Annotated in this window: 29 protein-coding genes; 14 read left to right on the forward strand and 15 right to left on the reverse strand. The window is 70.4% G+C overall.

The annotated features are described in order from the left end of the window. Positions 1-55: 55 nt before the first annotated feature. The 3 genes from F8S09_RS04010 to F8S09_RS04020 are packed head-to-tail and all read right to left on the reverse strand — an operon-like array spanning position 56 to position 2,321. Positions 56-322, reverse strand: a complete 267-nt coding sequence (locus F8S09_RS04010; RefSeq protein ID WP_152869104.1) for a hypothetical protein — start codon at positions 320-322, stop codon at positions 56-58. Position 323: 1 nt separating this feature from the next. Then, positions 324-1,502: a hypothetical protein gene (locus F8S09_RS04015; protein WP_152869106.1), complete on the reverse strand. Its 1,179-nt coding sequence runs from the start codon at positions 1,500-1,502 to the stop codon at positions 324-326. Positions 1,503-1,526: 24 nt separating this feature from the next. Beyond that, positions 1,527-2,321, reverse strand: a complete 795-nt coding sequence (locus tag F8S09_RS04020) for a nitroreductase family protein (protein ID WP_152869109.1) — start codon at positions 2,319-2,321, stop codon at positions 1,527-1,529. A gap of 67 nt (positions 2,322-2,388) precedes the next feature. On the opposite strand from F8S09_RS04020, the gene F8S09_RS04025 reads away from it, so the two are divergent. Beyond that, a complete protein-coding gene (locus F8S09_RS04025; RefSeq protein ID WP_322618513.1) occupies positions 2,389-3,684 on the forward strand; it encodes a replication-associated recombination protein A in 1,296 nt (431 codons plus the stop codon). A 49-nt stretch (positions 3,685-3,733) separates the two neighbouring features. Here F8S09_RS04025 and F8S09_RS04030 read toward each other — a convergent pair whose 3' ends face one another. The 3 genes from F8S09_RS04030 to pyrF form a co-directional block, all read right to left on the reverse strand. Beyond that, complete coding sequence (locus tag F8S09_RS04030) at positions 3,734-4,753, reverse strand: aldo/keto reductase (RefSeq protein WP_152869111.1); 1,020 nt, start codon at positions 4,751-4,753, stop codon at positions 3,734-3,736. A gap of 80 nt (positions 4,754-4,833) precedes the next feature. Continuing rightward, positions 4,834-5,829 (reverse strand): SDR family oxidoreductase, encoded by a 996-nt coding sequence (locus tag F8S09_RS04035; RefSeq protein WP_152869113.1) that lies wholly within the window; start codon positions 5,827-5,829, stop codon positions 4,834-4,836. Positions 5,830-5,886: 57 nt separating this feature from the next. Further along, positions 5,887-6,696 (reverse strand): orotidine-5'-phosphate decarboxylase, encoded by an 810-nt coding sequence (pyrF, locus tag F8S09_RS04040; protein WP_152869114.1) that lies wholly within the window; start codon positions 6,694-6,696, stop codon positions 5,887-5,889. Positions 6,697-6,767: 71 nt separating this feature from the next. Here pyrF and F8S09_RS04045 point away from each other — a divergent pair, with 71 nt between their 5' ends. The 9 genes from F8S09_RS04045 to F8S09_RS04085 all read left to right on the forward strand — a co-directional run bounded on the left by F8S09_RS04045 (position 6,768) and on the right by F8S09_RS04085 (position 15,412). Then, on the forward strand, positions 6,768-7,676 hold the full coding sequence (locus F8S09_RS04045; RefSeq protein WP_152869116.1) for a DUF1028 domain-containing protein: 909 nt from the start codon (positions 6,768-6,770) through the stop codon (positions 7,674-7,676). Positions 7,677-7,702: 26 nt separating this feature from the next. Beyond that, positions 7,703-8,170 carry an Rrf2 family transcriptional regulator gene (locus F8S09_RS04050; RefSeq protein ID WP_152869118.1) on the forward strand — a complete coding sequence of 156 codons (468 nt, stop codon included), beginning with the start codon at positions 7,703-7,705 and terminating at the stop codon, positions 8,168-8,170. 222 nt (positions 8,171-8,392) lie between these two features. Beyond that, positions 8,393-9,952 (forward strand): nitrite/sulfite reductase, encoded by a 1,560-nt coding sequence (locus F8S09_RS04055; protein ID WP_152869120.1) that lies wholly within the window; start codon positions 8,393-8,395, stop codon positions 9,950-9,952. Then, the gene (gene cysC, locus F8S09_RS04060) at positions 9,949-10,494 is read left to right on the forward strand and encodes an adenylyl-sulfate kinase (RefSeq protein ID WP_152869122.1); all 546 of its coding nucleotides are present in this window, start codon (positions 9,949-9,951) and stop codon (positions 10,492-10,494) included. The genes F8S09_RS04055 and cysC overlap by 4 nt, the downstream gene beginning before the upstream one ends. A gap of 41 nt (positions 10,495-10,535) precedes the next feature. Continuing rightward, positions 10,536-11,258 carry a phosphoadenylyl-sulfate reductase gene (locus F8S09_RS04065; RefSeq protein ID WP_194165239.1) on the forward strand — a complete coding sequence of 241 codons (723 nt, stop codon included), beginning with the start codon at positions 10,536-10,538 and terminating at the stop codon, positions 11,256-11,258. Between the two features lie 58 nt (positions 11,259-11,316). Continuing rightward, positions 11,317-12,489 (forward strand): sulfate adenylyltransferase, encoded by a 1,173-nt coding sequence (gene sat, locus F8S09_RS04070; protein ID WP_152869124.1) that lies wholly within the window; start codon positions 11,317-11,319, stop codon positions 12,487-12,489. Positions 12,490-12,855: 366 nt separating this feature from the next. After that, positions 12,856-13,830 carry an ABC transporter substrate-binding protein gene (locus F8S09_RS04075; RefSeq protein ID WP_152869126.1) on the forward strand — a complete coding sequence of 325 codons (975 nt, stop codon included), beginning with the start codon at positions 12,856-12,858 and terminating at the stop codon, positions 13,828-13,830. Beyond that, positions 13,827-14,663, forward strand: coding sequence for an ABC transporter permease (locus F8S09_RS04080; RefSeq protein ID WP_152869128.1), 837 nt, complete (start codon positions 13,827-13,829; stop codon positions 14,661-14,663). Before F8S09_RS04075 ends, F8S09_RS04080 begins: the two co-directional genes overlap by 4 nt. Continuing rightward, entirely contained in the window at positions 14,660-15,412 is a 753-nt protein-coding gene (locus tag F8S09_RS04085) for an ABC transporter ATP-binding protein (protein WP_194165203.1), read from the forward strand. Before F8S09_RS04080 ends, F8S09_RS04085 begins: the two co-directional genes overlap by 4 nt. Before the next feature lie 57 nt (positions 15,413-15,469). Here the strand turns inward: F8S09_RS04085 and F8S09_RS04090 are convergent, their stop codons facing one another. Continuing rightward, the gene (locus F8S09_RS04090; RefSeq protein WP_152869131.1) at positions 15,470-16,714 is read right to left on the reverse strand and encodes an aspartate aminotransferase family protein; all 1,245 of its coding nucleotides are present in this window, start codon (positions 16,712-16,714) and stop codon (positions 15,470-15,472) included. 20 nt (positions 16,715-16,734) lie between these two features. After that, positions 16,735-16,971, reverse strand: coding sequence for a hypothetical protein (locus F8S09_RS04095; protein WP_152869133.1), 237 nt, complete (start codon positions 16,969-16,971; stop codon positions 16,735-16,737). A 116-nt stretch (positions 16,972-17,087) separates the two neighbouring features. On the opposite strand from F8S09_RS04095, the gene F8S09_RS17590 reads away from it, so the two are divergent. The 3 genes from F8S09_RS17590 to F8S09_RS04105 all read left to right on the forward strand — a co-directional run bounded on the left by F8S09_RS17590 (position 17,088) and on the right by F8S09_RS04105 (position 19,000). Continuing rightward, positions 17,088-17,243: a hypothetical protein gene (locus F8S09_RS17590; RefSeq protein ID WP_194165204.1), complete on the forward strand. Its 156-nt coding sequence runs from the start codon at positions 17,088-17,090 to the stop codon at positions 17,241-17,243. Between the two features lie 201 nt (positions 17,244-17,444). Then, complete coding sequence (locus tag F8S09_RS04100; protein WP_152869135.1) at positions 17,445-17,837, forward strand: hypothetical protein; 393 nt, start codon at positions 17,445-17,447, stop codon at positions 17,835-17,837. Next, complete coding sequence (locus F8S09_RS04105; RefSeq protein WP_152869137.1) at positions 17,837-19,000, forward strand: glutathionylspermidine synthase family protein; 1,164 nt, start codon at positions 17,837-17,839, stop codon at positions 18,998-19,000. Before F8S09_RS04100 ends, F8S09_RS04105 begins: the two co-directional genes overlap by 1 nt. Before the next feature lie 11 nt (positions 19,001-19,011). Here the strand turns inward: F8S09_RS04105 and F8S09_RS04110 are convergent, their stop codons facing one another. The 6 genes from F8S09_RS04110 to F8S09_RS04135 all read right to left on the reverse strand — a co-directional run bounded on the left by F8S09_RS04110 (position 19,012) and on the right by F8S09_RS04135 (position 24,555). After that, positions 19,012-19,548, reverse strand: a complete 537-nt coding sequence (locus tag F8S09_RS04110) for a GrpB family protein (RefSeq protein WP_194165205.1) — start codon at positions 19,546-19,548, stop codon at positions 19,012-19,014. 88 nt (positions 19,549-19,636) lie between these two features. Beyond that, entirely contained in the window at positions 19,637-19,837 is a 201-nt protein-coding gene (locus F8S09_RS04115; RefSeq protein WP_152869141.1) for a hypothetical protein, read from the reverse strand. Positions 19,838-19,848: 11 nt separating this feature from the next. Beyond that, positions 19,849-21,624 carry an ATP-binding protein gene (locus F8S09_RS04120; RefSeq protein WP_152870088.1) on the reverse strand — a complete coding sequence of 592 codons (1,776 nt, stop codon included), beginning with the start codon at positions 21,622-21,624 and terminating at the stop codon, positions 19,849-19,851. Positions 21,625-21,665: 41 nt separating this feature from the next. Next, positions 21,666-22,691 carry a DNA double-strand break repair nuclease NurA gene (locus F8S09_RS04125; RefSeq protein ID WP_194165206.1) on the reverse strand — a complete coding sequence of 342 codons (1,026 nt, stop codon included), beginning with the start codon at positions 22,689-22,691 and terminating at the stop codon, positions 21,666-21,668. A 103-nt stretch (positions 22,692-22,794) separates the two neighbouring features. Further along, positions 22,795-23,433 (reverse strand): Crp/Fnr family transcriptional regulator, encoded by a 639-nt coding sequence (locus tag F8S09_RS04130; protein ID WP_152869143.1) that lies wholly within the window; start codon positions 23,431-23,433, stop codon positions 22,795-22,797. Positions 23,434-23,634: 201 nt separating this feature from the next. Next, a complete protein-coding gene (locus tag F8S09_RS04135) occupies positions 23,635-24,555 on the reverse strand; it encodes a histone deacetylase family protein (RefSeq protein ID WP_322618515.1) in 921 nt (306 codons plus the stop codon). A 106-nt stretch (positions 24,556-24,661) separates the two neighbouring features. Here F8S09_RS04135 and F8S09_RS04140 point away from each other — a divergent pair, with 106 nt between their 5' ends. After that, entirely contained in the window at positions 24,662-25,582 is a 921-nt protein-coding gene (locus F8S09_RS04140; RefSeq protein WP_152869147.1) for a carbohydrate kinase family protein, read from the forward strand. 11 nt (positions 25,583-25,593) lie between these two features. Here F8S09_RS04140 and F8S09_RS04145 read toward each other — a convergent pair whose 3' ends face one another. Next, positions 25,594-26,940 (reverse strand): HD-GYP domain-containing protein, encoded by a 1,347-nt coding sequence (locus F8S09_RS04145; protein ID WP_227978511.1) that lies wholly within the window; start codon positions 26,938-26,940, stop codon positions 25,594-25,596. Positions 26,941-26,972 lie beyond the last annotated feature (32 nt).

A 26,972-nucleotide genomic window follows, 5' to 3' on the forward strand; every position in this document is an offset into this window, starting at 1 on the left:
CTGTGGGAGAGGCGAGGTTCCCCTCCTCACCACTCACTACTGACCGAAAACCGCCTCAGTCCCCCACGAACGTCTGCCGCACGCAGGTCTGTCCCGGCTCCAGCGGGGGCAATCCGGCCTCGGCGGCCTCGCGCAGCCTCCCGAGCACCAGCGCCAGGGTCGGTCCCTCGCCGTACATCTCCACGGCCTCGTCGGTCAGCAGCAGCTCGAAGCCGCGTCCGGGCTGCGCCGCGCGGAAGACGCGCCCGCCCGGTGCCGCGAAGGTCGTGACCTGCGTTCCGGGCGGAAAACCCTCGCGGGCGACGAGGTCGGGGAAATCCATCTCAGGCCCCCGCCGCCGCGCCGAGCTGCCCCGGCGTCAGCGGCTCGCGCAGCAACCGGGCAAAGCCGTCCGCCCCCTTCTCCTCCACCCAGGCCCGCACGAGGTCGCCCCCCACGCTGTACGTGAAGATGTACGCCCTAAAGGTCGGCTGCGAGATGAAGCGCAGGCTCTGGCGGGCGCGGGCCTCGCTCGCGGGGGCGTAGTGGCGGATGAAGTCGAGCACCTCGGCCTCGGGGCGCCCGTCCTCGTGCAGCATCAGCGCCGCCGTGCCGCTGACCCGCCTCAGCCCCTCGCGGGCGCGGCCCGCCGCCAGGAACGCCCGAATGTCGTCGGGGTCCAGGCCCGCAAGGGCGGCCAGGTCGCCCGTCAGCCACGCCTCGACCTCCTCCCGGTCCATCAGCGCCCGCAGCGCGTTCGTGGCGATGCCCTCGGACACCACGCACTCGGGGGCGTTGATGAGCTGAATGGAATGTTCAAACCAGCCGCGCTCCCGCACCAGCCGCGCCTCCTTGGTGGCGTGCTCGGTGTGGTGGCCGGGGTAGCCCTCGTGCGCGAGGAGGTCCGGCAAGGCGGGCAGCAGCACGGGGAGGTCGGTGTTGATGTCGATGCGGCTTTGCAGGTTGCCCAGCGGCCAGTTGTACCCGCTCCAGGGCTTGTCGGTCACCAGCCCGATGGAGAAATCTTCGCCGTCCGGCAGGCCGAAGCGTTCACGGGTGCGCTCCCGCAACTCGGCCAGGATAGGCTCGGCCACCCACAGGATGTCGTCCACCGGCAGCGCCACCCGCGACCGCAGGGCCTCCTCGCGTTCCTCCAGCGTCCCGGTGCCGGGCAGTGCCGCATCGAGGGTCCGCAGGGCGGCGTCCAGCTCGACCCCCTCCGCCCGCACGGGGTCGATGTCGTAGAGGCCGCGCACCTCCTCGGCGTAGGGCAGCCGCTCGCCCGAGAGCAGCCGGGTCATCGTGACCATCGCCCGCACCTGCACGGTCAGGAAAGCCCGGCGGGACTCGTCCTCCACACCCCCTACCTCGTCCAGGAGGGCCAGCGCCTCGGCGTGCAGCTCGGTGGGGTCGCGCCGCGTCCGGTCGGCCCACTCGGCAGGGCCGCCGTAGCCGTCGATATAGCCTTCCGAGTGCGCGTCGATGGCGTGGGCGAGGCGGATATAGCGTTCGGCGGGGTCCATGGGGGTGAGGATACGGCCTGCCTGCTACCGGGTGCCCTCCGGCAAGAAGCCGTGCTCGGCCAGAAACGCCGCGATCCGCGCCGAATCGGCGGCGTGGCGGTCGGGGTCGTACTTGTAGGGGCTGGTGTAGAACTGCGCCAGCGACGTGATGCCGCCCTCCTCGGCCTTCGCCCGCAGCCGGGGGTCGGCCATGTAGCGCTCCCAGCCGCGCACCTCGCGCTCGCGGTAGAGGTCGTCCAGCTCGGCCTCGTCCGGCACCCGGTACGTCTCGTCGTGGACAAAGGCCCGCAGCGGCAGGCGGTCGCGCTTGCCGGGAGCCTCGTCGGGCACGCCCACGACGATGCTGGTGACGGGCACGCAGCTTTCGGGGAGGCTCAGGAACTGAGCGATTTCGTGCATCGCGTTCAGGGTGGTGCCCATGTAGCAGATGCCGTACCCACGGGCCTCGAAGCCCAGGCTCACGCTCTGCGACAGCAGCACGGCGTCGAAGGCGCCCACGTGGTAGCCCAGCAGGTTGCCAAAGTTGTCCCGCGCCCCGCGCCGCCGCAGCCACGTCCGCGTGCGGTGCCAGTCGGCGCAGAAGGTGACGACCAGCGGCGCCTGCAACACGAACTCCTGCTCCCCGTGCAGCTCGTACAACCGCCGCTTGCGCCCCGGCTCGCGGGTCAAGACCACCGAGTAGCTGTTGAGGTTCCCTGACGACGACGTGCCCGTGATGGCCTCGTGCAGCACCTCGTTGATGACCGCCTGCGGGATGGGGTCGGGCCGGTACTTGCGGATGGAACGGTGCCCGGCGAGGGCCTCGGGGACGGTCTGCATGGGCCGAGTGTAGGGCGTGGTCGCCCCGCCTCCCCCCCCAGTCCCCCACCCCGCTATCCTCTCCCCCGTGACCCTCTTCGACCCGCCCGCGCCCCTGGCCGAACGCCTGCGCCCGCGCACCGTCGCGGAGGTCGTGGGGCAGACGCACCTGCTGGGGCCGGGCAAGCCGCTGACCCGGCTGCTGGCGTCCGGGCGGCTGGGGTCGCTAATCCTGTGGGGACCGCCCGGCGTGGGCAAGACGACCCTGGCCCGGCTGATCGCGGGCGAGGTCGGCGCCCACTTCATCCCGCTCTCGGCGGTGTCGGCGGGCGTCAAGGACGTGCGCGAGGCCGTCGCGGAGGCCGAGCGGCTGCGGGGCCGGGGCACGCGCACCATCCTCTTTCTGGACGAGATTCACCGCTTCAACAAGGCGCAGCAAGACGCCCTCTTGCCCCACGTCGAATCCGGGCTGCTGACGCTGGTGGGCGCCACCACCGAGAACCCCAGCTTCGAGGTGAACCCGGCCTTGCGGTCGCGGGCGCGGACCCTGGTGCTCGAAGCCCTGACGCAGGAGGACGTGCGCAGGCTGCTGGAGCGTGCCCTGAGCGACCCGCGCGGGCTGCCGGGGGTGACGGCGCACCCCGAGGCCCTCGACCTGCTGGCGCGGCTCGCGGACGGGGACGCGCGGCGGGCCTTGAGCACGCTGGAGGTCGCCGCGACCCTGGCCGACCCGGTGACGCCGGACGCCGTGACCGAGGCCTTTGGCCGTCACCTTCCCGCGATGGACAAGAACGGCGAGGACTTCTACAACCTGATTTCCGCGCTGCACAAGTCGGTGCGGGGGTCGCACGTGGACGCTTCGCTGTACTGGCTCGCCCGCATGGTCGAGGGCGGCGCGGACACGATGTACGTGGCCCGGCGCGTCGTGCGGATGGCCGCCGAGGACATCGGCCTCGCGGACCCGCAGGCGCTGCGGCTGGCGGTCGCGGCCCGCGACACGGCGGAGTTTCTGGGGAGTCCCGAAGGCGACCTCGCCCTCGCGCAGGCGGTCGTGTACCTCGCACTGGCGCCCAAGAGCAACTCGGTCTACGTGGCCTGGAAGAACGCGCTGAATGCCGTGCGGGAGGGCGAGAACCTCCCCATCCCCCTGCACCTCCGCAACGCGCCGACCGCCCTGATGCGTCAGCAGGGCTACGGCCAGGGGTACGCCTACTACTTCGATGACCCGGAGGGCAGCTTCGAGCAGAACTACCTGCCGGACGGCGTGCAGCTCGGTCTCTACGAACCGACCGGCGAGGGCTGGGAGGCGCGGGTGGCGGAGCGCTGGCGCAAGTTGCAGGAGGCGCATGGGGAGGCGGAAGAAGCGCCGGAAGCGGACGCCTGAGCGCAAAAAAACTCCTCCCCCTTGAGGGGGGAGGCTGGGAGGGGGTGAACTACCGCTCCAGCTCCGTCCGCGCCCGCTCCCAGTCGCTCACGCGGCTGATCTCGGCGAGGTCGTCGGCGCTGAGGGTGAGGTCCAGCGTTCCCAGCAGGTCGGTCAGTTGGGCGACGCTGTTGGCCCCGATGATGGGTGCGGTCACGCCCGGCTGGGCGAGCAGCCACGCGAGGGCCACCTGTGCGGGCCTGGCTCCGTGCCGCCCGGCGACCGCCTCCAGCGTCTCCACGATGTCGAAGTTGCGGTCGCTGAAGCGGCTGCGGGCATTGCCCTCGGCCCGCACGCTGTCGGGGAGGGGGGCGCCGCGCTTGTACTTCCCGGTCAGCATCCCGCCGCCCAGCGGACTCCAGGGAATGACCCCCAGGCCGTACTCCACGCACACCCGCCCCAGCTCGCGCTCGAAGTTGGCCCGCGTGGGCGAGAGCAGGCTGTATTCGGGTTGCAGGCTGACGAAGCTCTCCAGGCCCTTCTGATCACTCGTCCACAGCGCCTGCATCAGCCGCCACCCGGAGTAGTTCGACGCGCCGAGGTAGCGCACGTACCCACGCTTCACGAGTTCGGTAAAGGCATCCATCGTCTCCTCGATGGGGGTCTGGTTGTCGATGTAATGCGCCTGATACAGATCGATGTGGTCCACCCCGAGCCTGCGCAGGCTGTCCTCACAGGCCTTGAGAATCCAGCGGCGTGACAGGCCCTCGCGCTGGTGAATGCTGCCCCGGCCCTCGGATCCGCCCTCGCCCATCGGCCCGCGCACCTTGGTGGCGATCACCACGTCGTCGCGGCGCCCGCGTGACTTCAGCCAGCGCCCGATGATCTCCTCGGAGACGCCGCCGGGGTTGCCGGGGGTCCAGGTCGTGTAGATGTCGGCGGTGTCGATGAAGTTGCCGCCCGCCGCGTGGTAGGCGTCCATAAGCTCGAAGGACGCGGCCTCGTCGGCGCTCCAGCCGAACTGCATGGAGCCGAGGCCCAGGGGAAAGAGGTGCAGGCCGCTGCGGCCGAGTCTGCGGTAAGTGGTCATGGAAAACCTCGTGGCGAGAGGGGGAGGGCAAGGAGACGCGGCCTCCCCGGACAGGAAGCCGCACCTGGGACCCGCCCAGCCTACCGCCGCGCCCGCCCCAGGGCCACCGCCGCGAGCGCCGCGCCGACCAGCGCCACGATCAGGCCCCGGTTTCGCGCCGCCGCCGTGTACGCGCTCGTGCCGCGCACGGTGCCCTCGTAGTCGCCGCGCTCCTCGAGCTTGCCGGAGGGGTGGTAGAGAATGTGGGCGTCCTCGGGGAGCGGGGGGCGGTCACTCTGCATGCCGGGCAGGGCAACCTCGGCCATCAGCTTCTCGGTGGCGGCGGGCGCGAGCATTCCCGAAGCGGCCATGCCCTTGCCGCCGCCACCCACGAACAGTTCGCGGGTGGGCTTGACCGCCGCGTGCAGGATGGCGCGGGCGACGACCTCCGGGGCGTACACGGGGGGCACATGCTTGGGCTCGGTGGGCAGGTACGAGCGGGCGTGCAGCGGAAAGGGCGTGTCGATGGGGCCAGGCTTGATCAGGGTGACGGTCACGGGCACGTCGTCGTGCTCCAGCTCCATCCGCAGGGTGTCGGTAAAGGCCTTGATCGCGTGCTTGGAGGCCCCATACGCCCCTTGCAGGGGAATCGCCTGCTCGGACACCACGCTCCCCACGTTGATCAGGGTTCCGCCGCGCTCGCGCAGGTGCGAGACGGCCTCCCGCGAACCGTACACCACCCCCCAGAAGTTGATGTCGAAGAGGCGGCGCATGTCCTCCACATCCGACTCCAACAGCCGCCCGTACATGCCCACGCCCGCGTTGTTCACCCAGGTGTCGAAGCCGCCGAAGCGCTCCCGCGCGACCTGGGCGATATGGGCCACGTCCTCTTCCCGGCTCACGTCGGCCACGACGGGGACGGCCTCCCCGCCCGCCGCCGTGATCTCATTCGCAAGCTGGCGCAGGGCTTCCTCGCTGCGGGCGGCGAGGACCAGCCGCGCCCCTTCCTGAGCCGCCAGCCGCGCCGTGCTCAGGCCGATGCCGCTGGACGCGCCCGTGATGACGATGACCTGTTCGCTGAGGGGTTTGGGCTTCATGGGGCCGAGTGTGCGCGGCGGGATGGGCGAGTTTGTCTCGGTTCGGGTAAAGGGAAGCTAGCTCAGCGCGGCGTTCAGCTCGTTGCGGAGGCGCTGCGCCGCCTCCCGGCTGGCGATCACGCTCAGGCCATCCGCGTATTGCACCGCCCGGCTCGCGCTCGCCAGCGCCCCGGTCCCGCCGGAGTGAAAGGCTGGGGCGAGGTCGGCGGCAGCGGCCCCTTGCGCCCCCAGGCCGGGCAGCAGCAGCAGGGCGCGGGGCATGGCGGCCCGGAACGCGGCGAGGTCGCCGGGGTGGGTGGCCCCCACGACCGCACCGACGCTGGCGTACTCGCCCCCCGGCTCCTGGGCACCCAGCCGCGCCACCTCCGCCGCCACCCGCTCGCTGATGCCCCCGCCCTGAAGGTCGGCCTGGTCGGGATTGCTCGTCTTGACGAGGACGAAGACCGCGCCGCCGTTCGCCCGCGCCGCCTCCACGAAGGGGGTCAGCGCCCCGAAGCCCAGGAAGGGATTGACCGTCAGGGCGTCCCCCGCGTGTCCCCCCGCCAGCCACCCCTGCGCGTAGGCTTCTGCCGTGGAGCCGATATCGCCGCGCTTGCCGTCCAGCAGCACGGGCAGCCCCAGAGTGCGGGCCGCCGCGCACACTTCCTCCAGCAGCGCGAAGCCGGGCAGCCCCAGCGCCTCAAAGAAGGCGAGCTGCGGCTTGACGCACGCCGCGTAGGGTGCGGTCGCCTCCAGCACGTCCAGCGTGTGTTCCCGCAGGTGCGCGGGGTCGCGGTAGAGGCCGGGGCGGGGGTCCAGCCCCACGCACAGCCGGGTCCCCAGGCGGCGGGTGCGGTCGGTGACGAGGGCGGCGAAGGTGGGAGGCATCGGGACCGAGGCTATCAGCCTCCTCGGTCGGCCCGTCCGCTCCCCTGGCCGGAGCGCGGCTATCCTGACCCATGACCTTTTCCATCGTGGGCCGCGACCCCGTGACAGGCGACCTCGGCGTCGCCGTGGCGAGCAAGTTCCTGGCGGTCGGCGCCCTGGTGCCCTTCGCGCGGGCGGGGGTGGGCGCGGTCGCTACCCAGAGCTACGTTAATCCCAACTACGGCCCCGACGGGCTGCAGCTACTCGCGGACGGCCTTTCGCCCGACGAGGTCGCCGCCGAGTTCCAGCGCACCGACCCCGACATCGCGCAGCGGCAGTTCGGGATCGTGGGGGCGGACGGGCGCTCGGTGACCTTTAGCGGGGAGGACTGCCATGCCTGGGCGGGCGGCTTCTCTGGGCCGGATGTGGCGATTCAGGGCAACATCCTGACCGGGCCGGAGGTCGTGGAGACGATGCGGGAGGCGTGGGAAGGAGCCGAGGGCCAGCCTCTTCCCCGCCGCCTGCTCGCGGCGCTGCGGGCCGGGGACGCGGCGGGCGGTGACAAGCGCGGGCGGCAGTCGGCGGCTCTGCTGTGCGTGGGGCCGGGGCGCGGCTACGGCGGCCTCACCGACGACTGGGTGAACCTCCGCGCCGACGACCACGCCGAGCCTTGCGAGGAACTGGAGCGGCTGCTGGGCATCCATGACCTCCTCTTCGGGCGGCCCGAGTCCACCCGCGAACTGACCGGGGAGGAGTTGGAGTGGCTCCGCGCCCTTCTCATCGTGCAGGACCACGCGACCTCGCTTCCGGCTGGCCCCTGGGACCCCGAGACGGAGGCGGCAGCGTGGGCCTTGTACGGCACCGAGAACCTGGAGGAACGCTGGGTGCCGGGCGGCCAGTTTGACCCGGTGGCGCTGGCGTATCTGGCCGAGCGCTATGGGAACGAGGTGCGGCCCGCGCCCCTGAGCCCGCAGGAACGGGAGGCGCCAGCCGGGGAATAGTCACCGGAAGCTGATACCCTCGCCCCATGCGCCTTTCTGCCACCGATGTCTATGCGTTTCAGGCGCTGGGGTATCTGGGCACCCAGGAGCTGGGGCGCTGGGTGTCGAGCGAGGAGATCAGCGACGCCACCGGAGTCCACCGCCCCTACCTCGTGCGGATTCTGGCGGCCTTGACCGCCAAGGGCGTGGTCAAGAGCAAGAAGGGCATCGGCGGCGGCTACGCGCTCTCGCGCAAGCCGCGGCTAATCTCGCTGTGCGAGGTCGTGCGGGCGGTGGACGGCCCGGTCGCGCCCCTGTCGTGCATCAGCCTGAACTGGCATGAACCCTGTGTGGAGGAAGACCGTTGCCATGCCCGCGCCAGCGTCTACACCCGGATGCGCGACGCGATGCTGGCCGTCCTCCAGGAGTTCAGCGTGGAAGACCTCGTGACCGACGCCCGGCAGGGCGTGAGCTACGGGCACTGCCTGGGGCACCTGCTCAAGCCGAACGCCTGAGCCTCTTCTGCTGCAAAGCGCACCTGTTCCACTCCTGAAAGTGGGCCGGGCAGTAGGGCGGACCTGACTTTTCCCACCGTGGTGTTCGGGACCAGCACAGGGAGGCCCGCTCCCCCAGACAACCCACATTGTTGACCTGTTTTGTCATCTACTGTAGCTCGCACACTGGGCTGCCCTTGCCCTGGCCGCCTCTCCCCCACCTTCACCTTCCCGGAGTGACCCATGAGCGATATCGAAGCCCTGAAAAAAGAAGTGCCCCCCTTCCAGATTTTCGACCTGATTCCGCAGTACGCGCAGCAGGGCTTCATCGACCCCGAACGGATCGACCTGCTGAAATGGGCGGGCGTGTACCCGCAGCGGCCCCAGGAAGACGGCTTCCTGATGATGCGCGTGCGCGTGCCCAGCGCCGAATTCGCCACCTCGACCCTGCGCGAGGTCGCCAACATCGCCGAGGAGTACGGGCGCGGCTTTCTGGACGTGACCGACCGTCAGGCCTTCCAGTTTCACTGGCTGACCATCGACAAGATTCCCGAGATTTTCGACCGCCTGGAGCCGCTGGGGCTGCACCCACGCGGCGCGTGCGGCGACACGGTGCGGGCCGTGATCGCCTCGCCGCTCGCCGGACTCGACGCCCGCGAGATCATCGACGTGCGGCCCCTCGCCTTTGCGATGGAGGGCACGCTGACCGGCAACGACGACTTCCAGGACCTGCCCCGCAAGTTCAAGATGAGCCTGACCGCCACCCCCGAGCTGGAGGGCATCCACCTGATCAACGACGTGGGGTTCCTGGCGCACAAGGTGAACGGTGAGGTCGGCTTCGATGTGTGGGTGGGCGGCGGCCTGGGGGCGGTGGCGCACCTCGCCAAGCGGCTGGGCGTGTTCATTAAGCCGGAAGAGGTCGTGGAGGTCGGGCGGGCCATCGCCGGGGCCTACCGCGACCACGGCTACCGGGTCAACCGCAAGAAGAGCCGTCTGAAGTTCCTGATCAAGGACATCGGCGTGGAGCGGTTCCGCGAGATCGTGGAGACGGAGTACCTTGGCCGCAAGCTTCAGGACGGCCCCCCCGCGCCCGTGGCCCGCTTCGGCGGCAACGACGTGCTGGGCGTCAACCCGCAGGGCGACGGCCTGAACTACGTCGTCGTGGCGACCACCGTGGGCCGCATCAACCCCGACAAGGCTCGCAGGCTGGCCGACCTCGCCGACCGCTACGGGAAGGGCGTGCTGCGGACCACCGCCTTCCAGAACATGGTCATCCCGCACGTAAAATCCGAGGACGTGGCCGCCCTGAGCGCCGAACTGGCCGCCGTGGACCTCGCGCCCAAGACCACCCTGCGCGGCACGACCATCGCCTGCACGGGCACGCAGTTCTGCCGCCTTGCCCTCACCGAGACGAAGGCCCGGACCGCGAACCTCGTGAACGACCTGGAGCCCAAGTTCCTCGACCTCGACGTGCCCTTCACGATCAACCTGACGGGCTGCTCGAACGCCTGCACGCGCTATCAGGTGGCCGACCTGGGCTTCATGGGCGCCCTGCGAGGTGAGGAAGAGGTCTACAACGTCCACCTCGCGGGCAGCATCGGGCAGGCGCAGCGCACCGGGACCAAGCTGAGGGGTGTGGTGCCCGCCGTCCGCCTCAACGAGTACGCGGAGGCGGTGCTCTCCGACTTCCGCGCGGGCAAGCAGCCCGGCGAGAGCTTTGTGGAATACGCCGACCGGGTGGGCCACGAGCGCTTCACGCCCGACGCCGTCCTCAACCCGGACCGCGAGGCCGTCACCGCATGACGGCGACCCTGAACCGGCCCGAGGTCGGCACGGGCCGCGTGGTGTGGTTCACCGGGCTGTCGGGCGCGGGAAAGAGCACGCTGGCGAGCGCCCTGCACGCCGAACTCGTCTCGCGCGGCGTTCCGGTCGAACTCCTCGACGGGGACGCCGTGCGCGAGAACCTGAGCAAGGGGCTAGGCTTTTCCAGGGAGGACCGCGACACGAACGTCCGGCGCATCGGCTTCGTGGCGGGGCTGCTGGCAAAGCATGGGGTCACGGTCCTCGTCAGCGCGATCAGCCCCTACGCCGACACCCGGCGCGAGGTGCTGTCCACGCTGCCCAACCCGACCGAGGTCTTTGTGGACGCCCCGCTGGAAGTGGTTACCGAGCGCGACGTGAAGGGCCTGTACCTCAGGGCGATGGCCGGAGAAATCCCGCACTTCACGGGCGTCTCTGACCCCTACGAGGCCCCCGAGACGCCCGACCTGCACCTGCGAACCGATCAGATCAGCGTGGAGGAGGGGGTGCGGCGGCTCCTCGCCCACCTGGGGTACGAGGCGTGACCGCCGCCGACCTGCGGACCCCGGAGGAGGGTGGCGTGCCGCTGACCACCGAGCCGCGTGCCCCCCGCGAAGCCGCCGGACACGCGGACCCCACCGCGCCCGACTTCACGCCAGAGACCGACCCGCTCGACGTGATCCGCTGGGCGCTCTCGGCCCACCCCGACCTCTTGATGCCGAGTGCCTTCAACCTCAACGGCGTCGTGCTGCTCGACCTCGCGGCGCGGGCGGGCTACCGGGGCGAGGTGGTGTTCGTGGACACCGGCTACCACTTCCCGGAGACGCTGGCGACGCGGGACCGCCTCGCCGCGCGGTATGGGCAGATGACCTTCGTGACCCTGAACGCGGGCGCCCACCCCGAAAACGGCCAGACGCCGCCCGACCTCTACGCCGCCGACCCCGACGCCTGCTGCGCGGTGCGGAAGGTGGCTCCCCTTCAGGGCTACCTGCGCGACAAAGCCCCATCCGCCCTGCTGAACGCCCGCAGCCGCGACCAGGCGGCGACCCGTGCGGACATTTCCTTCGTAGAGACGGGGGGAGCGCGTGTAAAGGTCAATCCGCTGGCCCACTGGACCCGCGAGCGGCTGGAGGCTTACGTCGCCGAGCACGACCTGCCTGTCAACCCGCTGTACTTCGACGGCTTCCTGAGCATCGGCTGCTGGACCTGCACCCGCGCCGTGCGCCCCGGCGAGGACGCCCGCGCGGGCCGCTGGGCCGGGAAGGGCAAGACCGAGTGTGGCCTGTGGGCGGGCGAGAACCGCCTCTGACCTGTTTTTTTCGTCCAATAGTTGACCCTTTTCATCCACTGCTCCCGAAAGGCTGCCCATGACCACCCTGTCCGACCCTTCCCCGATCCTCCTGCCCACGCCGCTGGGGGGCACGTTGGTCAACCGCGTGCAGCGCCCCGGCCACGACTTTGACCCCGCAGAGCTGGCGGGACTGCCGCAGCTTGAACTGTCTGACCGCGCCTCCGCCGACCTGGAGATGCTGGCGACGGGCGCGTACTCGCCGCTCACCAGCTTTCTGAGCGAGGCGGATTACCTCAGCGTGATGGAGCATATGCGGCTCTCGGACGGCACCCCCTGGAGCCTCCCCATCACGCTGGCGGTAGGCCGGGAGGAGGCCGGGCGGTACACGGGCCGGGTCGTGCTGACACGGGGCGGCGAGGCGGTGGGCACGCTGGACGTGCAGGAACGGTACGAGGCCCGCAAGAGTCTGGAGGCCCGCGAGGTCTACCGCACCGAGGACCCCTCGCACCCCGGCGTGGCGGCGCTGTACGCGGGGGGGGACGTGTACCTGGCCGGACCCGTGACCCTCTTCGCAGTGCCGCGCGGGGCCTTCCCCCGCCACCACCGCACCCCCGCCGAGGTGCGCGAGGTGATCGAGGCGCGGGGCTGGCGCACGACGGTCGCCTTCCAGACGCGCAACCCCATCCACCGGGCGCACGAGTACTTGCACAAGGTCACGCTGGAACTGGTGGACGGCCTGCTGCTGCACCCGCTGGTGGGGACGACCAAGGGCGACGACGTGCCCGCCGAGACGCGGGTGAAAGCCTACGAGGTGCTGCTGGAGGGGTACTACCCGCAGGCCAGAACCCTCCTGAGTGTCTATCCCGCCGCCATGCGTTACGCCGGGCCGCGCGAGGCGATCCTCCACGCCTTGTCGCGCCGCAACTACGGGGCCACCCACTTCATCGTGGGGCGCGACCACGCGGGGGTGGGGAGCTACTACGGCACCTACGACGCGCAGGAGATCTTCTCGGCCTATCGCCCGGAGGAACTGGGCATCCAGATTCTGAAGTTCGAGCACACCTACTACTGCAGGAGCTGCGGGCAACTCGTCAGCCCGCGCACCTGCCCGCATGAGGGCGACCATCACCTCGTCCTGAGCGGCACGAAGGTCCGCGAGCGCCTCCGCGCGGGCGAGGGCCTCCCCGCCGAGTTCACCCGCCCCGAGGTGGCCGAGGTGCTGCGGGCGGCGTACGCGGCTCAGGAGTAGGAGAGGACCAGGGGCAGGAGGAGCCCTATCGTTTTGGGACTCCCGGCCCGCTCACCCCCCCGGCCTCCCCTTCAATGGGAAAGAGCGAAAGGCAAAAACTCACACATCCCTGTGGTTATTCACTGGGGGGAGAGCAGAGTAAGCCCTGCCCCGTGTGCGAGCGAGGCGTTCGTACCCCTCTCGCGGGCTCACGCTCCGCATGACCACTCCCCCCGACCGCGCGGGGGTCACCTCCGAAAAGCCTGCGCTGTGACGGCCTTTTCCTCAACTACGCGACGTCCACGAGCGGCTTGAAAGCCAACCGTGCGCCGCATGACACTCTCTCTCACGCCCGCCCTGTTCACTGGGCCTACCCAGGAGGGACGAATGACCCGAACCCATATCCGAAGAGTTTCTGCGCTGGCCCTGGCCCTCTGTCTGGGGGGCGTCTCCGCTCAGGGCGCGACCACCGTGCGGCTGGGCTACTTTCCCAACCTCACCCACGCGCCCGCCTTGAGCGGGCTGGAGCGCGGCACCTTTCAGAAGGCGCTCGGTAGCAAGGTCAAGCTGGACGCTCGCTCCTTCGTCTCGGGCACCACGCTGACCGAGGCGTTCGCGGCGGGGCAGATTGACCTCGCCTATATCGGCCCCGGTCCGGCGATCAACGCGGCCACGCGCGGGATGCCCCTCCAGATTATCGCCGGGGCGAGCGAGGCGGGCGCGGTGCTGATCGCCCGGGGCGACAGCGCCATTCGCAGCTACGCGGACCTCGCCGGGAAGCGGGTGGCAGTGCCCAGCCTGGGCAATACCCAGGACATCAGCCTGCGCCACATTCTGAAAGAAGAAGGGCTGAAGCTCCAGACTGACGGCGGCAACGTGGTCGTGACGCCGGTGGCCCCCGCCGACATCGCCGCCGCCTTCGCGGGCAAGCGGGTGGACGCGACGCTGGTGCCCGAGCCGTGGGGAGCGCTGCTGCAAGCGCAGGGGCACCGCATGATCGGCAATGAAAAGACCGTGTGGCGCGGCGGGCGCTACCCCACGACCCTCCTGATCGTGAATACCCGTTTCGCGCAGGCCAATCCCACGCTGGTGGCGAATTTCCTGAAGGCGCACGCGGACGCGGTGGCGTACCTGGGCCGCAGCCCGGCGGCGGCCCGCACGCTGATCAACGCGCAACTGGACAGGTTGACCGGGCAGAAGGTGGACGTGCGGGCGCTGCAACGCGCCATGACCCGAACCCGCTTCACGACCGCGCTGGACCTTAAGGCGCTGACCGAATACGCCGCCCTGAACGTGGAGGCCGGATACGCCCGCAACGTCCCCGACCTGCGGAGCTTCGTCAACCTGGGATTCAAACGATGAGTGCTCCAGCGCCGAGGACCGACCCCGCCCCCGTCCGCACCCGCCTCCCGCGCTGGCGGGTGCTGTCGTGGCAACTGATCGGGCTGGCCCTGATTCTGGGCGTGTGGTGGCTCGTCACCGACGGGCTGAAGCTCTACCCGCCCTACGTCTTTCCCAGCCCGTCCCAGGTCTGGACCGAGATCAGCTATGGGCTGTGGGGCACCGGGCCGCAGGACGGCAAGCTGCTCTCGGCCATCGGCGGCAGCCTGCGGCGGGTACTCACCGGGTACGGCATCGCGGTCGTGCTGGGCGCCCTCGTCGGCCTCCTCATGGGCGCATGGTTGCCGCTGCGGGCCACGCTGGGGGCGTACCTGACGGGCATCCAGAGCGTGCCCTCCATCGCCTTTGTTCCCTTTGCCATTCTCTTTTTCGGCCTGAACGAGCGGGCGGTGCTGTTCGTGGTGATTCTGGAAGGGTTCATTCCGGTCGCGCTGGCGGTGTCGGGAGCGCTGCTGAACGTGCCCCCGGCGCTGCGGATCGCGGGGCGGACGCTGGGGGCGCGGGGCCTGTCCATGACGACCGGCGTGCTGCTGCCCGCCGCGCTGCCCAACGTGCTGACCGGGCTGCGGACCGCCTGGAGTTTCGCGTGGCGGGCGCTGGTGGGCGCCGAGCTGCTGATCAGCGGAGTGGCCTCCATCGGGGAGCAACTGGAGGTCGGGCGAGCCACGGCGAACGTGGCGCTGGTGCTGGCGAGCATCATTATCATCGGGATCATCGGCGGCGTGTTCGACGCGCTGCTGCGGGCGGTGGAGGGCCGGGTCCGGCGCGACTACGGGCTGGAGGTGACACAATGACCGCCAGCATGAGTGCCCCGGCTGCCCCCACCACCGCCCCGCAGGGCTTACCGCTGCTGCTGGACGGGGTGGCCTACCGCTACGGCCGCACCCGCGCCGCGACCGCCCCGGCGGGCCTGGGGCCGCTGAGCCTGGAGGTCCGGGCGGGCGAGTTCCTGTGCGTGGTGGGGCCGTCGGGCAGCGGCAAGAGCACGCTGCTCTCGCTGCTGGCGGGCTTCCTGCGGCCGCAGCAGGGAACCATCCTGCTGGGCGACCTGCCCGTGACCGGCCCCGACCCGCGCCTGACGCTGGTGCAGCAGGAAGCGGCCCTCTTTCCCTGGCGCACGGTCGCCGGAAATGTCTCCTTCGGGCTGGAGCAGCGCCGGATGCCCCGCGCCGAGCGGGACGCCCGCGTGGGCGACGCCCTGCGCCTCGTGGGGCTGGAGGGCTACGGCGGGCGGCGGGTCCACGAGCTGTCGGGAGGGCAGCGGCAGCGGGTCAGCCTGGCCCGCGCCCTGGCGCTGCAACCCCGGCTGCTGCTGCTGGACGAGCCCTTCAGCGCCCTCGACGACCGCACCCGCACCGTGCTGGCGGATGAACTGCTGGGCATCTGGTGGTCGCGCAAGATCACGGTGGTCTTCGTCACCCACAACCTCGACGAGGCCCTGGCGCTGGGGCAGCGGGTCGTCGCCCTGCGCGGCGGCGAGGTGGCGCTGGACGCTCCGGCGCGGGAGCTGAATGTGGCCCGCCTGCGCGAGACGCTGGAATAATGGAGCAAAAGCAAGAAGCCGGGGCACGAGGCTCCGGCTTCTTCGTTGCAGCGAAGGTTACTCCGTCTGCTTGTCCTCGCGCACCATCGCCTCCGGCTCGCGGTCGGGGCCAGCGGCGAGCACGCGCTCAAAGGCGGCGACCACCGCGTCAATCTGCTCGCGGGTGATCGTGATCGGGGGCAGGAAGCGCACGACCATCGGCGTGGCGGCCAGGGTCAGCACCCCTTCCTCGTGCTCCAGAGCGGTGATGTAAGGGGCGCTGGGTTCGTGCAGTTCCACGCCGATCATCAGCCCCAGGCCGCGCACCTCCTTGATGCGGGGCGAGCGAATGGCCCGCAGCCGCTCCATGAGGTACGTGCCCTTCTCGCGGGCCTGCTCCGCCATGCCCTCGTTTTTCATCGCGCGAATCGCAGCGACCCCGGCGGCCATGCTGAGGGGATTGCCGCCGAAGGTGGTGCCGTGCCCGCCCTTGGGCATCCGGTCGGCGACCTCGGCGGTCATGGCAAAGGCCCCGATGGGAACGCCGCCCGCCATCGCCTTGGCGAGGGTCATGCCGTCGGGCGTCACGCCGTAGTGCTCGGAGGCGAACATCTTGCCCGTGCGGCAAAAGCCCGTCTGGATCTCGTCAAGGATGAGGAGCGCTCCCTTCTCGCGGGTGATCTCGCGGGCGGCGCGGATGAATTCGGGGGTGGCGGGATGGACGCCGCCCTCGCCCTGCACGGGTTCCAGGATGACGGCAGCGGTCTGGTCGGTGACGGCCGCCCGCAGTTCCTCCACGTTGCCGTAGGTCACGAAGTCCACATTCTTGTTGTCCACCGCATCCCCGAAGGGCTCGCGGTACTTCGGCTCCCAGGTCAGGGCGAGGGCGCCCAGCGAGCGCCCCGAAAAGCCCCGGCGCATGGACACGAAACGCTGACGGCCGGTCGCGGTGATGGCGAACTTCTTGGCCGCCTCCATCGCCTCAGTGCCCGAGTTGCACAGGAAGACGCGCTCCAGCCCGACGGGCAGCACGCCCACGAGTTCACCCAGGAACTCGGCCCGCTTATCGTTGGGGAGCGTCTGGGGCATTACCATCAGCTTGCCGGCCTGCTCCTGCACGGCCCGCACCACGTCGGGGTGGCTGTGGCCGATGTTCGCCACGCCGTACCCGGCCACGCAGTCGATGTAGGCCCGGCCCTGATCGTCCCAGACGGTCGCGCCCTGGCCGCGCACCATCACGACCTCGTGCTTGTTGTAGACGCCCGAGTCGAGCCGCAGTTCGACGTCGAGCCACTTGCTCCTGTTGTGCGTGCTTGTGGTCATGAACCCTCCTTGTCTGCCGCTCAGTGTAGGGGCTGCGGGTGAGCAGCCCGGTAGGGGTGTCCAGCGGGGCAGGTCAGCCGCGCCCACGCAGGCCCCCGACCACGAGTGTCGGCCAGCGTCAGGAGGTCATCCACGGGCAGCGCCCGGCCAACGGCCAGCATCGTGAAGGTCCGGTAGCCCGCAACGGCGACAGCTTCCTGCCGCCCGTCCTCGAACGCCCCGACGAGGCTATAGCCTTCCGTCCCCGCTTCCCGCAAGGAGGCTTCCAGCGCTTCTGGGCTTTCTATCGCCGGATGGGGAGGCCGGAGCGTTGGCGGCAGACAGCGGACGAAGTTGCGGCCAAGACGCTGCGCCGTCCGTGGTTGACTGCGGCATGGACAACGTCAACCTCAGCGGCCCCCTGCTGGTGCTGCTGGCGGCGACGCTGGCGATGGCGTTCGGCATCTGGCGGGGGAGGCCGGACCCAGGAGGGCGGGTCTTCGTCCTCGTCGGCCTGAGCAGTACGGCGCCAACACTCCTGTCCAGTTAGGCCGCCTTCCGGTCACTCGGCTTCTCGTCGCAAATGACCCTCTGGGCGGTGAGGAACATCGTCCTCTCCCATCTGCTGGGCGCTGTCCTCCTCAGGATTGCCCTGCGCTGGATGCAGGACATCACAGCCGTCACCGAGTTCCCCCGATAAGTGGAAGCCCCGCCGCAACCCCCGCCCCGCTTCTCCCGTATCAAGAGGTATATGCGCAAAGCCTTTCACCTCCCCCTGCTCGCGGCGCTGCCTGCCGTCCTCGCGGCCTGCGGCGACGACGATCTGGATCTCGACCGCTACAAGCGGACGAAGTACACCTCTTACGAGCAGTGCCGCCTTGCTAACCGGGACGCGATTCAGCGCGGGTTGCAAAACCCCTGCCAGAAGACCAGCGGCGGCTTTTTCGGGCCGTACATCCTGCTCCGGTCGGGCCTGACCCGCTACGTGGGTTACACGGCCTCGGGCAGCGTGGCTCCCAGCGGCCTGACCTACGACACCCGCTCGGGCAAGACGACCTCCTTCAAGGCGCCGGGCGTCAGCCGGGGCGGGTTCACGAGCACGGGCCGCGCGAGCAGCTCCGGCAGCGCGAGCTACGGCGGCTAATGCAGCGCCGCACCCTTCTCCCCCGCCCCAACTGGGAAGCCCGGCTGCAAGAGGTCGGCATGACTTGGTACGCCCCCACCCCCGAGCACCCGGTCCCCTACTGGGGCGAGGAAGGCTACTACGCCTTCACGCCGGGCGAGATCGAGGCCCTGAAACGCGACACGCAGGACCTCACGACTATGGTGCTGGAGACGACGGGTGCCGCTATCGAGGGCGGGCGGTTGGGCGAACTCGGCATCCCCGCCTTTCTGCACCCGGCCGTGCGCGAGTCGTGGGACCGGGACGACCCGACGCTCTACATGCGCTTGGACCTCGCCTATGACGGGCGCGGACACGCCCGACTGCTGGAGGTCAACGCGCAGACGCCGACCAGTCTGGTGGAAGCGGCGGTGTGCCAGTGGCAGTGGCTGGAAGACCGCCTGGAGCGCGGCGAGCTGCCCGCCGGGACGGGCCAGTGGAACACCATCCACGAGGGGCTGGGCGAGCAGTGGGCCTACCTCGTGCGCGAGCGGGGCGTGACCCAGGCGCACTTCAGCTCGGCCCGCGAGGTCGAGGACATCGCCACCGTGACCTACCTGCGCGACCTCGCGGGGGCGGCGGGCGTCAGCGGCTCCTTCCTGGCGGCGGACGAGGTGGGGACCAGCCCGCAGGAGGCGTTCCTGCTGGACACCTGGACCCTGCCCATCCGCAACCTGATGTGGCTGTGGCCCTTCGAGTACGCCTGGGAATCGCGGGACAGCTCCTTCCTGGCGACCACCCAGACCCGCTTTGTCGAGCCGCTGTGGAAGGCCGTCACGTCCAGCAAGGGCCTGCTCGCGCTGCTGCACGAGCGCTACCCGGACTCCGGGCTGGTGCTGCCCGCCTCGCTGACACCGGGGCGACTGGGCTCCAATGTCGTTCGCAAGCCGCTGTACTCGCGCGAGGGGCAGAACGTGCAGCTTCCCGGCGAGGCGGCCACGGCAGGGGCGTACGGCGACCTGCCGCTGGTGGAGCAGGCGTATACGGAACTGCCCACCTTCGCGGCGGGCGACGGTCCCCGTTACCCGGTCCTGGGTGTCTGGGTCGCCGGGGACGAGGTGTGCGGGCTGGGCATCCGCGAGGGCCGGGGCCGCGTGACGGACAACCGGGCGACGTTCGCGCCGCATGTGGTAACGCCGGGCTAAGGGGCTGAAGGTCAGCTCACCCCGTCCGACGAACGGAACTCCGCGAGAATCCGCTCCACAAAAGCCCCCTTGCGGGCGGTGTACTCGGCGCGGGCGGCCCCATGCTGCCGCGCCAGCGCCGTTTTGAGGGACTGGTATTCGTCCCGGAGGTCGGGCCGGGAGCGCAGCACGTCTCGGAATAGGAGGTAGTCTCGCCACCGCCGCTCGCCCACCGGCATCAGGTGCAGGTAGTGTGTCCGCGCCTCGTCGGGTCCCCTGGCGAAGAAATATTCGCCCCAGCCTTCCCGGTCCCCGAACGACACGTAGCCGATCTGCTCCAGTGGACGGATACAGGCGTCCATTCGCGCGGCGTCCTCCACTCCCACAGCGAGGTCAAGGATGGGCTTGGCGGCGAGGCCCGGAACACTCGTGCTCCCCACGTGCTTAATCGCCACGGCCAGAGGCCCCAGCGCCCGCGCCACCCGGCCGCGCTCCTGGGCGAACAGGGCTGGATACTCGGCCGACGAGGGGCGAAGTTCAACGGTGCCCCGGCGGAGTCCAAGCGTCATGCCGTCAGTCTGAAACAGAGCGGGAAAAGGCAAAAGCTCCTCCCCCTTAGCCTTCCGCTTTCCGCCTTCTGCGCCTTTCGCCCAAGAGCTAGTGCCGCTCCTCCACATTCTCCCTCGGCGGGTTGAGGTGCGTCTTGTCGGTGCTCTCGGTCGCCGCCTCGGTGTCAAAGGGATTCTCATTCGCCAGCCGCTCGACCTCGCGGGCCGCCGCCTCGGAGGTTTCGGGCGTCCACTCGCCGTGGCGGGTCATGGTCTTCTCGTCGCTGGACTTCTTCTTGTCGTCGCTCATACGCTCTCTCCTTAAAGGCCCAGCCAGTCGTTGCCCGCGTCCTCCGTCGCCTGCCCGACCTCCTCGGCGACCTCGTCGCGGCGGGTGGCCCAGGCCGGGAAGGGGTAGTTCACGAGGACGGGGTTGGGCACGTCGGGTTGCGACACCAGCATGGTGCCGGGTTGCAGGATGCCCGCGCGGGCGCGAAAGCTCTGCGGCAGGAAGCGGTACTCGGGCCGCTCGGCTTCCGCGAGGTCGAGGCGGCCCACCACCCGGATCGCCGCGTTGGACACGATGCGCCGCTCAACCTCCGAGGCCGTCTGCTGCGCCCCGATCAGGATGATGCCGAGGCTGCGGCCACGCTCCGCGATGTCGAGCAGCACGTCCTTGATGGGGCTGTCGCCCTCACGCGGGGCGTACTTGTTCAACTCGTCGAGCACGACGAAGACGGTGTCCTGCCGCCCATACCGCTCCTTGTGCTCGAACAGCTCGCGCAGGAGCACGCCCACCACGAAGCTCTGCGCGTGGGCGCCGAGCTTGTGAATGTCCACCACGCTGGTCTGCACGCCCGCCTTCAGCAGGTCGGGGCGGTACTGCGCGGCCCGCGCCGGGGTCAGGTCGCCGCGCACCAGCGGCGCGAGATGCTTTTGCACCCCGCGCAGGCGCCGGACAAAGGCGCGGAGGGTGCCCTGGTTCTGCTTCAGCACCCATTTAGGGTCGCCCTCGCCGTCGTTCTGCTCCAACAGCTTGTATTCCAGGTAGGAGATGAGCTGAGCGAAGGTCTGAATCCGCGTCTTGCCCATGTCGTCGAAGCGCACGTCCTCCGAGAGCAGCGTTTCGGTGTCGGGCTGCCAGTCCTCCACGGTGAGGTACGGCGCGTCGTCCCCGGCGGCGAGGCGGGCCAGTTTTTCCTCGATGTTGCCGATCACGAAGCCGAGGTTGAGGCTGGCGTTGCCGTCGGGAAAGACGTAGGGCAGCATCCGCCGCTGACAGAACTCGCGCAGGCTGAACACGAAGGGGGTCACGCCGCCCGAGCGCTGCTCCACGTCGGGCACGATCACGTCGCCCGCCCCGGCCTTCGGGGGCGCGAGGAACTGCACGTCGCGGAAGGGGGTGGCGGGGAGGCCGAGCAGGTCGTAGCGCCCAGTCGCAAGCCCCTTGGCCGCCTGCACGCCCCGCTCTACCGGGTCCACCTCGCGGTTGGGCTGGTCCAGAAAGAGCAGGTCCTCGCCCTTCACGTTGAAGATCAGGGCGCGGGTGCGGTGGCCCTCGCCGTGGGTGTCCAGCACGCCGCTGCGAAAGATGGCGTGCAGCAGGAAGAGGGCGTAACTCGTCTTCGTCGCCACGCCGGAAATCCCACTGATGTTGATGTGGCCGCCCTGCTCGCCGTTGACGAACTGATAGTTCAGGGGCAGCACCTGACCGTCCGCAAGGAGGCCGCCGGGAAAGGAGCGCTTCATCTTGTCCGCGCTGAGCGCCAGCCGCAGGTCCTCGCCCCGCGCGTGCCGCACCTCGTCGCCGGGCTGCGGCGGGATGAAGTTCTCGGGGCTGACGCGGGTGACGAGCACGCGGGCCGCGTAGCTCACCGAGGCGGGCAGGAGGCCCGCCACCACGTCCTGCACGTCGCTGTCGAAGGTGACGCCCTCATGCCGGGTCCGCACGTGGTCCACGATCCCGTAGAAGTGGACCGGAGAACCATCGGGCTTCTGCGTCCGCACGGCCACGAGGTCGTCCATGCCCACACTCGCACCGGGCGTCACCGCGAACCAGAAGGACACCGGGGTGGCGTCCTCGGTGCCCAGCACCATGCCGATGCGCTCGCCCTGCCCGGCTATTCCTCCAGCAAGGGTCAAGAGGCCACCCCCAGCTCACGGGCGATGTGCGCCCGCAGGCGCCTAGTTACGAGGTCGGCGCTCCCCATCGCGCGGGTCATCGCGTGCTCCAGCGCGGCGGTCGGGATCAGGTTTTGCGGGGCGCGGGGGTCCTTGTACGGCTGGCTGGCGAGACGGCACAGCAGCGGGCCGCTCACGTTCGCCACCGTCCGCACGATGGGCGGCAGGAAGTCAGGCTCCTCCGGCGCGTACATCTCCAGCCTCATCACGCCGGACATGGGGTGCTGGTAAAAGGCGGCCTCGCACAGCCGCACGTACCAGATAAAGCGGGTGATGCGGTTGTTCTCGTAGCGCATGTGCAGGATGGGGGTGCGCTCGCCGGGCTTCAGGTCGGTCAGCAGCCCCGCCCGGTCTGGGGGCAGGTACTGGGTCTGCATCGTCTTGACACAGCCCACGACCGCGCCCCCCAGGTTCTGGCTGCGGAGGGTGCCGTCCTGAATGGTGAGCGCGGTCAGCGCCTCGCGGTCGTCCTCCTCGTCAAAGGGGACACGCGAGGCCAGGCCGTGCGAGAGTTCCTGCTCGGCGGCCAGCATGACCTGTTGCAGCTTGTGCAGCGGCGCGAGCGGCTCGGCGCTGTCGGCCACGACGGGCGCGTACTGGAGCCGCCCGGTGTGCGGGTCACGCGGCGAGAGCAAGCAGGGGTCCACCCGCAGCCCCGGCGCGTGCGCGAGGAGCCGCTGCGCCCGCACCTCTCGCAGCGTGGCCGGGCGAGTACCGTGCGGGCACAGCTCCACCGCGCCCACCACGTAGGCCCCGAAGCCGCCCATGCCCGCCGCGCCGTCGCCGTCCTCGATAAAGACGCGCGATTCCATCCGCCGCTTGCCGTCCACCACGTACACGGTGCCCAGCCGCGCGGGAATGGGCCGGGGCGCGACCGCCGCCCAGCGGGGCGTTTCGATGTCGATGAGTTCTCCCTCGAACCGCTTCAGGCCGAGTTGCCCGCCTTCCATATCCACGGGCCAGGGGTCGAGGCGAATCCGCATGGGGGGATTCTAGGGGCGGACGGCGACGGGCGGATAGGCCCGGCCCATAAGCAAGGAGCGGAAGCCGCAGCCTCCGCTCTGTCCCCGGCCCGTCCCGAAGCGTTCAGTCGCCGTGATACCCGCTCAGCGCCCGCAGGCTGGCCTCGTCGGTCAGGGTCAGGCAGCGGTAGGCAGGGGTCAGCAGGCCGTCGTCGCGCATTTCCCCGATCAGCTTGGACACGCTCTCGCGGGTGGCCCCGGTGCCCTCGGCGATCAGCTCGTGGGTGGCCCGCACAAAGCGGGTGCCGTCGCCATGCCGCCCGCCGAGGCTGGATTCCGCGAGGTTCAGCAGGTAGCGGGCGATGCGCTCGCGCAGTTCGCCGTTCTGAATGTGCACGCCGTCGTTCATGACCCGCTGAAGCTGGGCGCTGAGGCTGCGGGTGACTTCCCACAGCTCGGCGGCTCCGAGGTGCTGCGGGTGCAGCGGCACGACCGCCGCGTCGGTCAGCGCCGTGACCTGATGGGCGCGGACAATGCCGTGCAGCGTCTCCTCGCCGAACACGTCGCCGGGCCAGATGTGGCGCACCGTCAGGGTCCGGCCCTGGGGAGTCAGGCGCACAGCCCGCAGCAGCCCGCTTTCCAGCCGGTACAGGCTAGGGGCTGCGTCGCCCGCGTAGTACAGCGTCTCGCCCCGGCGCAGGGGGCGGCGGTGCAAGTCGGTCAGGTGCAGGGCAGACGGGGTCGGGATACTGTTGAGGGTCATGGCGTGACTCCTAAGGGCGCGAGGGCGGACAACCGGGGCTTGAACCTGACGAGACTGTACAAGGTCTGTTCAAGGTTAAATGCTCCCTGGCCCACCTTGTGAAGGTGCGCTCCTTGGGAAATATCACACCATCAGAAGACTCTCAGCTTTCGCCTTCGGCAGTCGCAGGAGGAGTTGGCGTCTAGACAGCCTGGCAGCCGTTCAGGAAGAAAACACATCCAGTCCGTCCAGCACGACGCGGGCATGGGCGGCCACCGTCAGGGCGTGGTCGCGGTTGTAGCCTCCGGCCATCATGGTGACGACGGGCACCCCGGCCTCCCGCGCCCAGGTCAGCACCGCGCGGTTGCGTGCGCCCACGCCGTCCAGGGTCAGCGCAAAGCGGCCGAAGCGGTCGCCCGCGAGCACGTCCGCCCCGGCGAGATACAGCAGCAGGTCGGGCCGAAACGCCTCCAGCGCGGGGAGCACCTGTCCCCGCAGCACCTCCAGATACTCGCCGTCGGTCACGCCATCTGGCAGGCCGAGGTCAAGGCTGCTGCGCTCCTTGCGAAAGGGATAGTTGCGCTCGCCGTGCACGCTGACGGTCAGGGCGCGGGACTCGGCGGCCAGCAGCGCGGCCGTCCCGTTGCCCTGATGCACGTCGAGGTCAAGGACCGCGACCCGCCGCGCCAGCCCCTCGTCCAGCGCAATGCGGGTCAGCAGCGCGGCGTCGTTGATCAGGCAGAAGCCCTCGGCGCGGTCGCGGAAGGCGTGGTGGGTGCCCCCCGCCAGGTTCGCGCCCCAGCCGCACCTGAGTGCGTCGTGAAGCGCGGCCAGACTTCCCCCGGCGGCGCGGCGGGCACGCTCGACCACCCCGCCACTCCAGGGCAGCCCGAAGGCCCGTTCCTCGGCGGCCGTGACCTCGCCCCGGCGCCAGCGGCGCAGCCAGGCGGGGTCGTGAATGCGGGCGGCATCGGCCCAGCGCAGGGCGGGAGTGTCCAGCACGGGCAGCAGACCTGTCAGGCGGTCGCGGACCCCCGCGTACTTGTAGGCCGGAAAGCGGTGCCCTTCCGGGAGGGGAAAGGTGTAGGCGGCCGGGGTGTATGCCCGGAAGGGGTGGGAGAAGGCGGGGGCGGAGACGCTCACTGGATCAGTGTGGCGGCTCGTGGGGCGGGGGTGCCGCAGCCGGGCGCACCTTCGACAAGGGTTGAACAACCCCACCGTGGCCGGGCGGTCCCTTACCCTGTGGCCCATGAGCGCCGCTGTCCCTCTGCCTCTGCCCGCCATCGTGAGCGCCGGAGAAGCCCTGACCGACCTCGTGACTGCCGGGGAGGGCCTGTGGCGGGCGCATCCCGGCGGGGCGGGGTGGAACGTGGCCCGCGCGTGCGCCCGGCTGGGGGTGGCCTCGGCCTTCGCGGGGGCGGTGGGCAGGGACAACTTCGGGGACGACCTCGCGCGGGCGGGGGCAGAGGCGGGGCTGGACGGGCGCTTCTTGCAGCGGGCGCCGCAGCCGACGTTGATGGCGGTGGTCTACCAGCTCGACCCGCCCGCCTACCGCTTCCTGGGGGAGAACAGCGCCGACCTGCACTTTGACCCAGCGCGGCTACCGGAAGGCTGGCTGGGCGCGGCCCGCTGGCTGCATGTGGGCGGCATCAGCCTCGCGCGGCCTCCCCTCTCGGGGACGCTGCTGGACCTCGTGGCAGGGGCAAAAGCGGCGGGCGTGCGCGTCAGCTTCGACCCCAATGCCCGCAGCCCCCACCGCCACCCGGACTACCGGGCGACCTTCGAGCGGGTCACGCGTCAGGCCGACCTTCTCAAACTCAGCGACGAGGACCTCGCCTTCTTCTTTCCCGGCCAGAGCGAGGCGGATGCCCTGCGGCACCTGCGGGGCCTGAATCCCCGCGCTCCGCTGGTCGTCACGCGCGGTGGGGCTTGCGCGAGCCTCTACCACGCGGCCGGACGGGTGGACCTGCCCCCCGTGCCCGTGCGTGTCGCGGACACGGTCGGGGCCGGGGACGCCTTGTGCGCGGGCCTGCTGGTGTCCGCAACGCAGCGCCCCGAGGCCCTCTGGACCGAGCACTTGCAGCTTGGCCTGCGGGCGGCGGCGGCGGCGTGTGCGCGGCCCGGCGCCTACGCGCCGACGCGGGAAGATCTCGCGGCCCTGCCAGGCTAAGGGGCCGGGGCTCAGGACACCAGCCGCACGTCGTCGTGGTGGTCGGCCTCGATCATCTCCACGAAGGCGGCCACGTACTGCGGGTCGAGTTGCCGTCCGGCCTGGGCGCGGAGTTCCTGCAGGGCCTGGGGCCGGGACCACGCCGCCTTGTAGGGCCGCGCACTCGTGAGGGCGTCGTACACGTCGACGACGGCAAAGAGGCGGGCCGTCTCCGGGATGTCGTGGCCGCGCAGCCGGGCGGGGTAGCCGCTGCCGTCCCAGCGCTCGTGGTGATGCCGCACGAGGTCGAGGGTTTCGGCGGGCAGGAAGTGCAGGTCTTGCAGGAGGTTGTACCCGATCACGCTGTGCGACTCGATGATGCGGCGCTCCTCGGTGTCCAGGGGACCGCGCTTGTGCAGCACCCGGTCGGGAATCGCCAGCTTGCCCAGGTCGTGCAGGTAGGCGCCGCGCCGCAGGGCCGCGATCCGCTCCTCGTCCCAGCCCAGCGAGCGGGCGAGGCGCACGCTGGCCCCCACCACGCGGGTGGTGTGGCCGCCCGTCTCGTCGTCGCGCCGCTCCAGGGCCGCTCCCAGCGAGCGCAGGGTGAGGTCGTTGGCGGCCCGGAGTTCGCAGATCGCCTCCCACTGCCCGAGTTGCGAGCCGATCAGGCAGGCGCACGATTCCAGCATTCCGCGTTCGGCGGCGCTGAAGGGAGCGCCGGGGCGGCTGAACACCAGCAGACCCAGGTCATGCCCCCCACCCGTCACCGGAACCGACAGATAGTGACCCCGCACCTCGGACGGTAACAGGGCGAGCACCTCTTCCGCGAGGGCATGGTCGGCCTGCACGCTGTGGCTGTCGCCCACCTGATAGATCGGGCGGTGCAGCTGCTCGACAAAGGCCCCCCGCGCCCCCAGGACCTGCGGGGTGCCGCGCACGTAGCCCACGTAGGCGAGGTTCGGGGCGAGGCCCAGGTCCGCCAGCATCGAGACGCCCGCCCGAACGATGTCCTCGGCGCGGTTCGCTTCGACCAGGCGGCCGCTGCCCTCCTGAAACGCCGCCGTCACCCGCCGCAGGGCCGCGACCTCGGCGGCCAGGGCGCTGTCGCGCAGCCCCAGGGCGCCCAACCCGGCCACCAGCAGCAGGGCGCCCAGCAGTCCCGGCACCCCCAGGCCCTCTCCCCAGGCCGCCGAGAACAGGAAGGCCATCACATATCCCACCAGGGGAACCCAGCGCACCAGGCCACCCAGCCCCCACGTCAGGGCGGAGAGGGCGACGGTGAGTCCAGCAAGCAGGCCAACCTGTTCTGCGGATACGGCCCAGAACACTCCGGCCCCTCCCGCCATCAGTCCAAGTGGCGTTATCCAGCGCGGCACCATCACGCGTGCAGTGTAAAGCTTATCTGAACAAG

It is taken from the genome of Deinococcus terrestris (assembly GCF_009377345.1).
GTDB classification, from domain to species: Bacteria; Deinococcota; Deinococci; order Deinococcales; family Deinococcaceae; genus Deinococcus; species Deinococcus terrestris.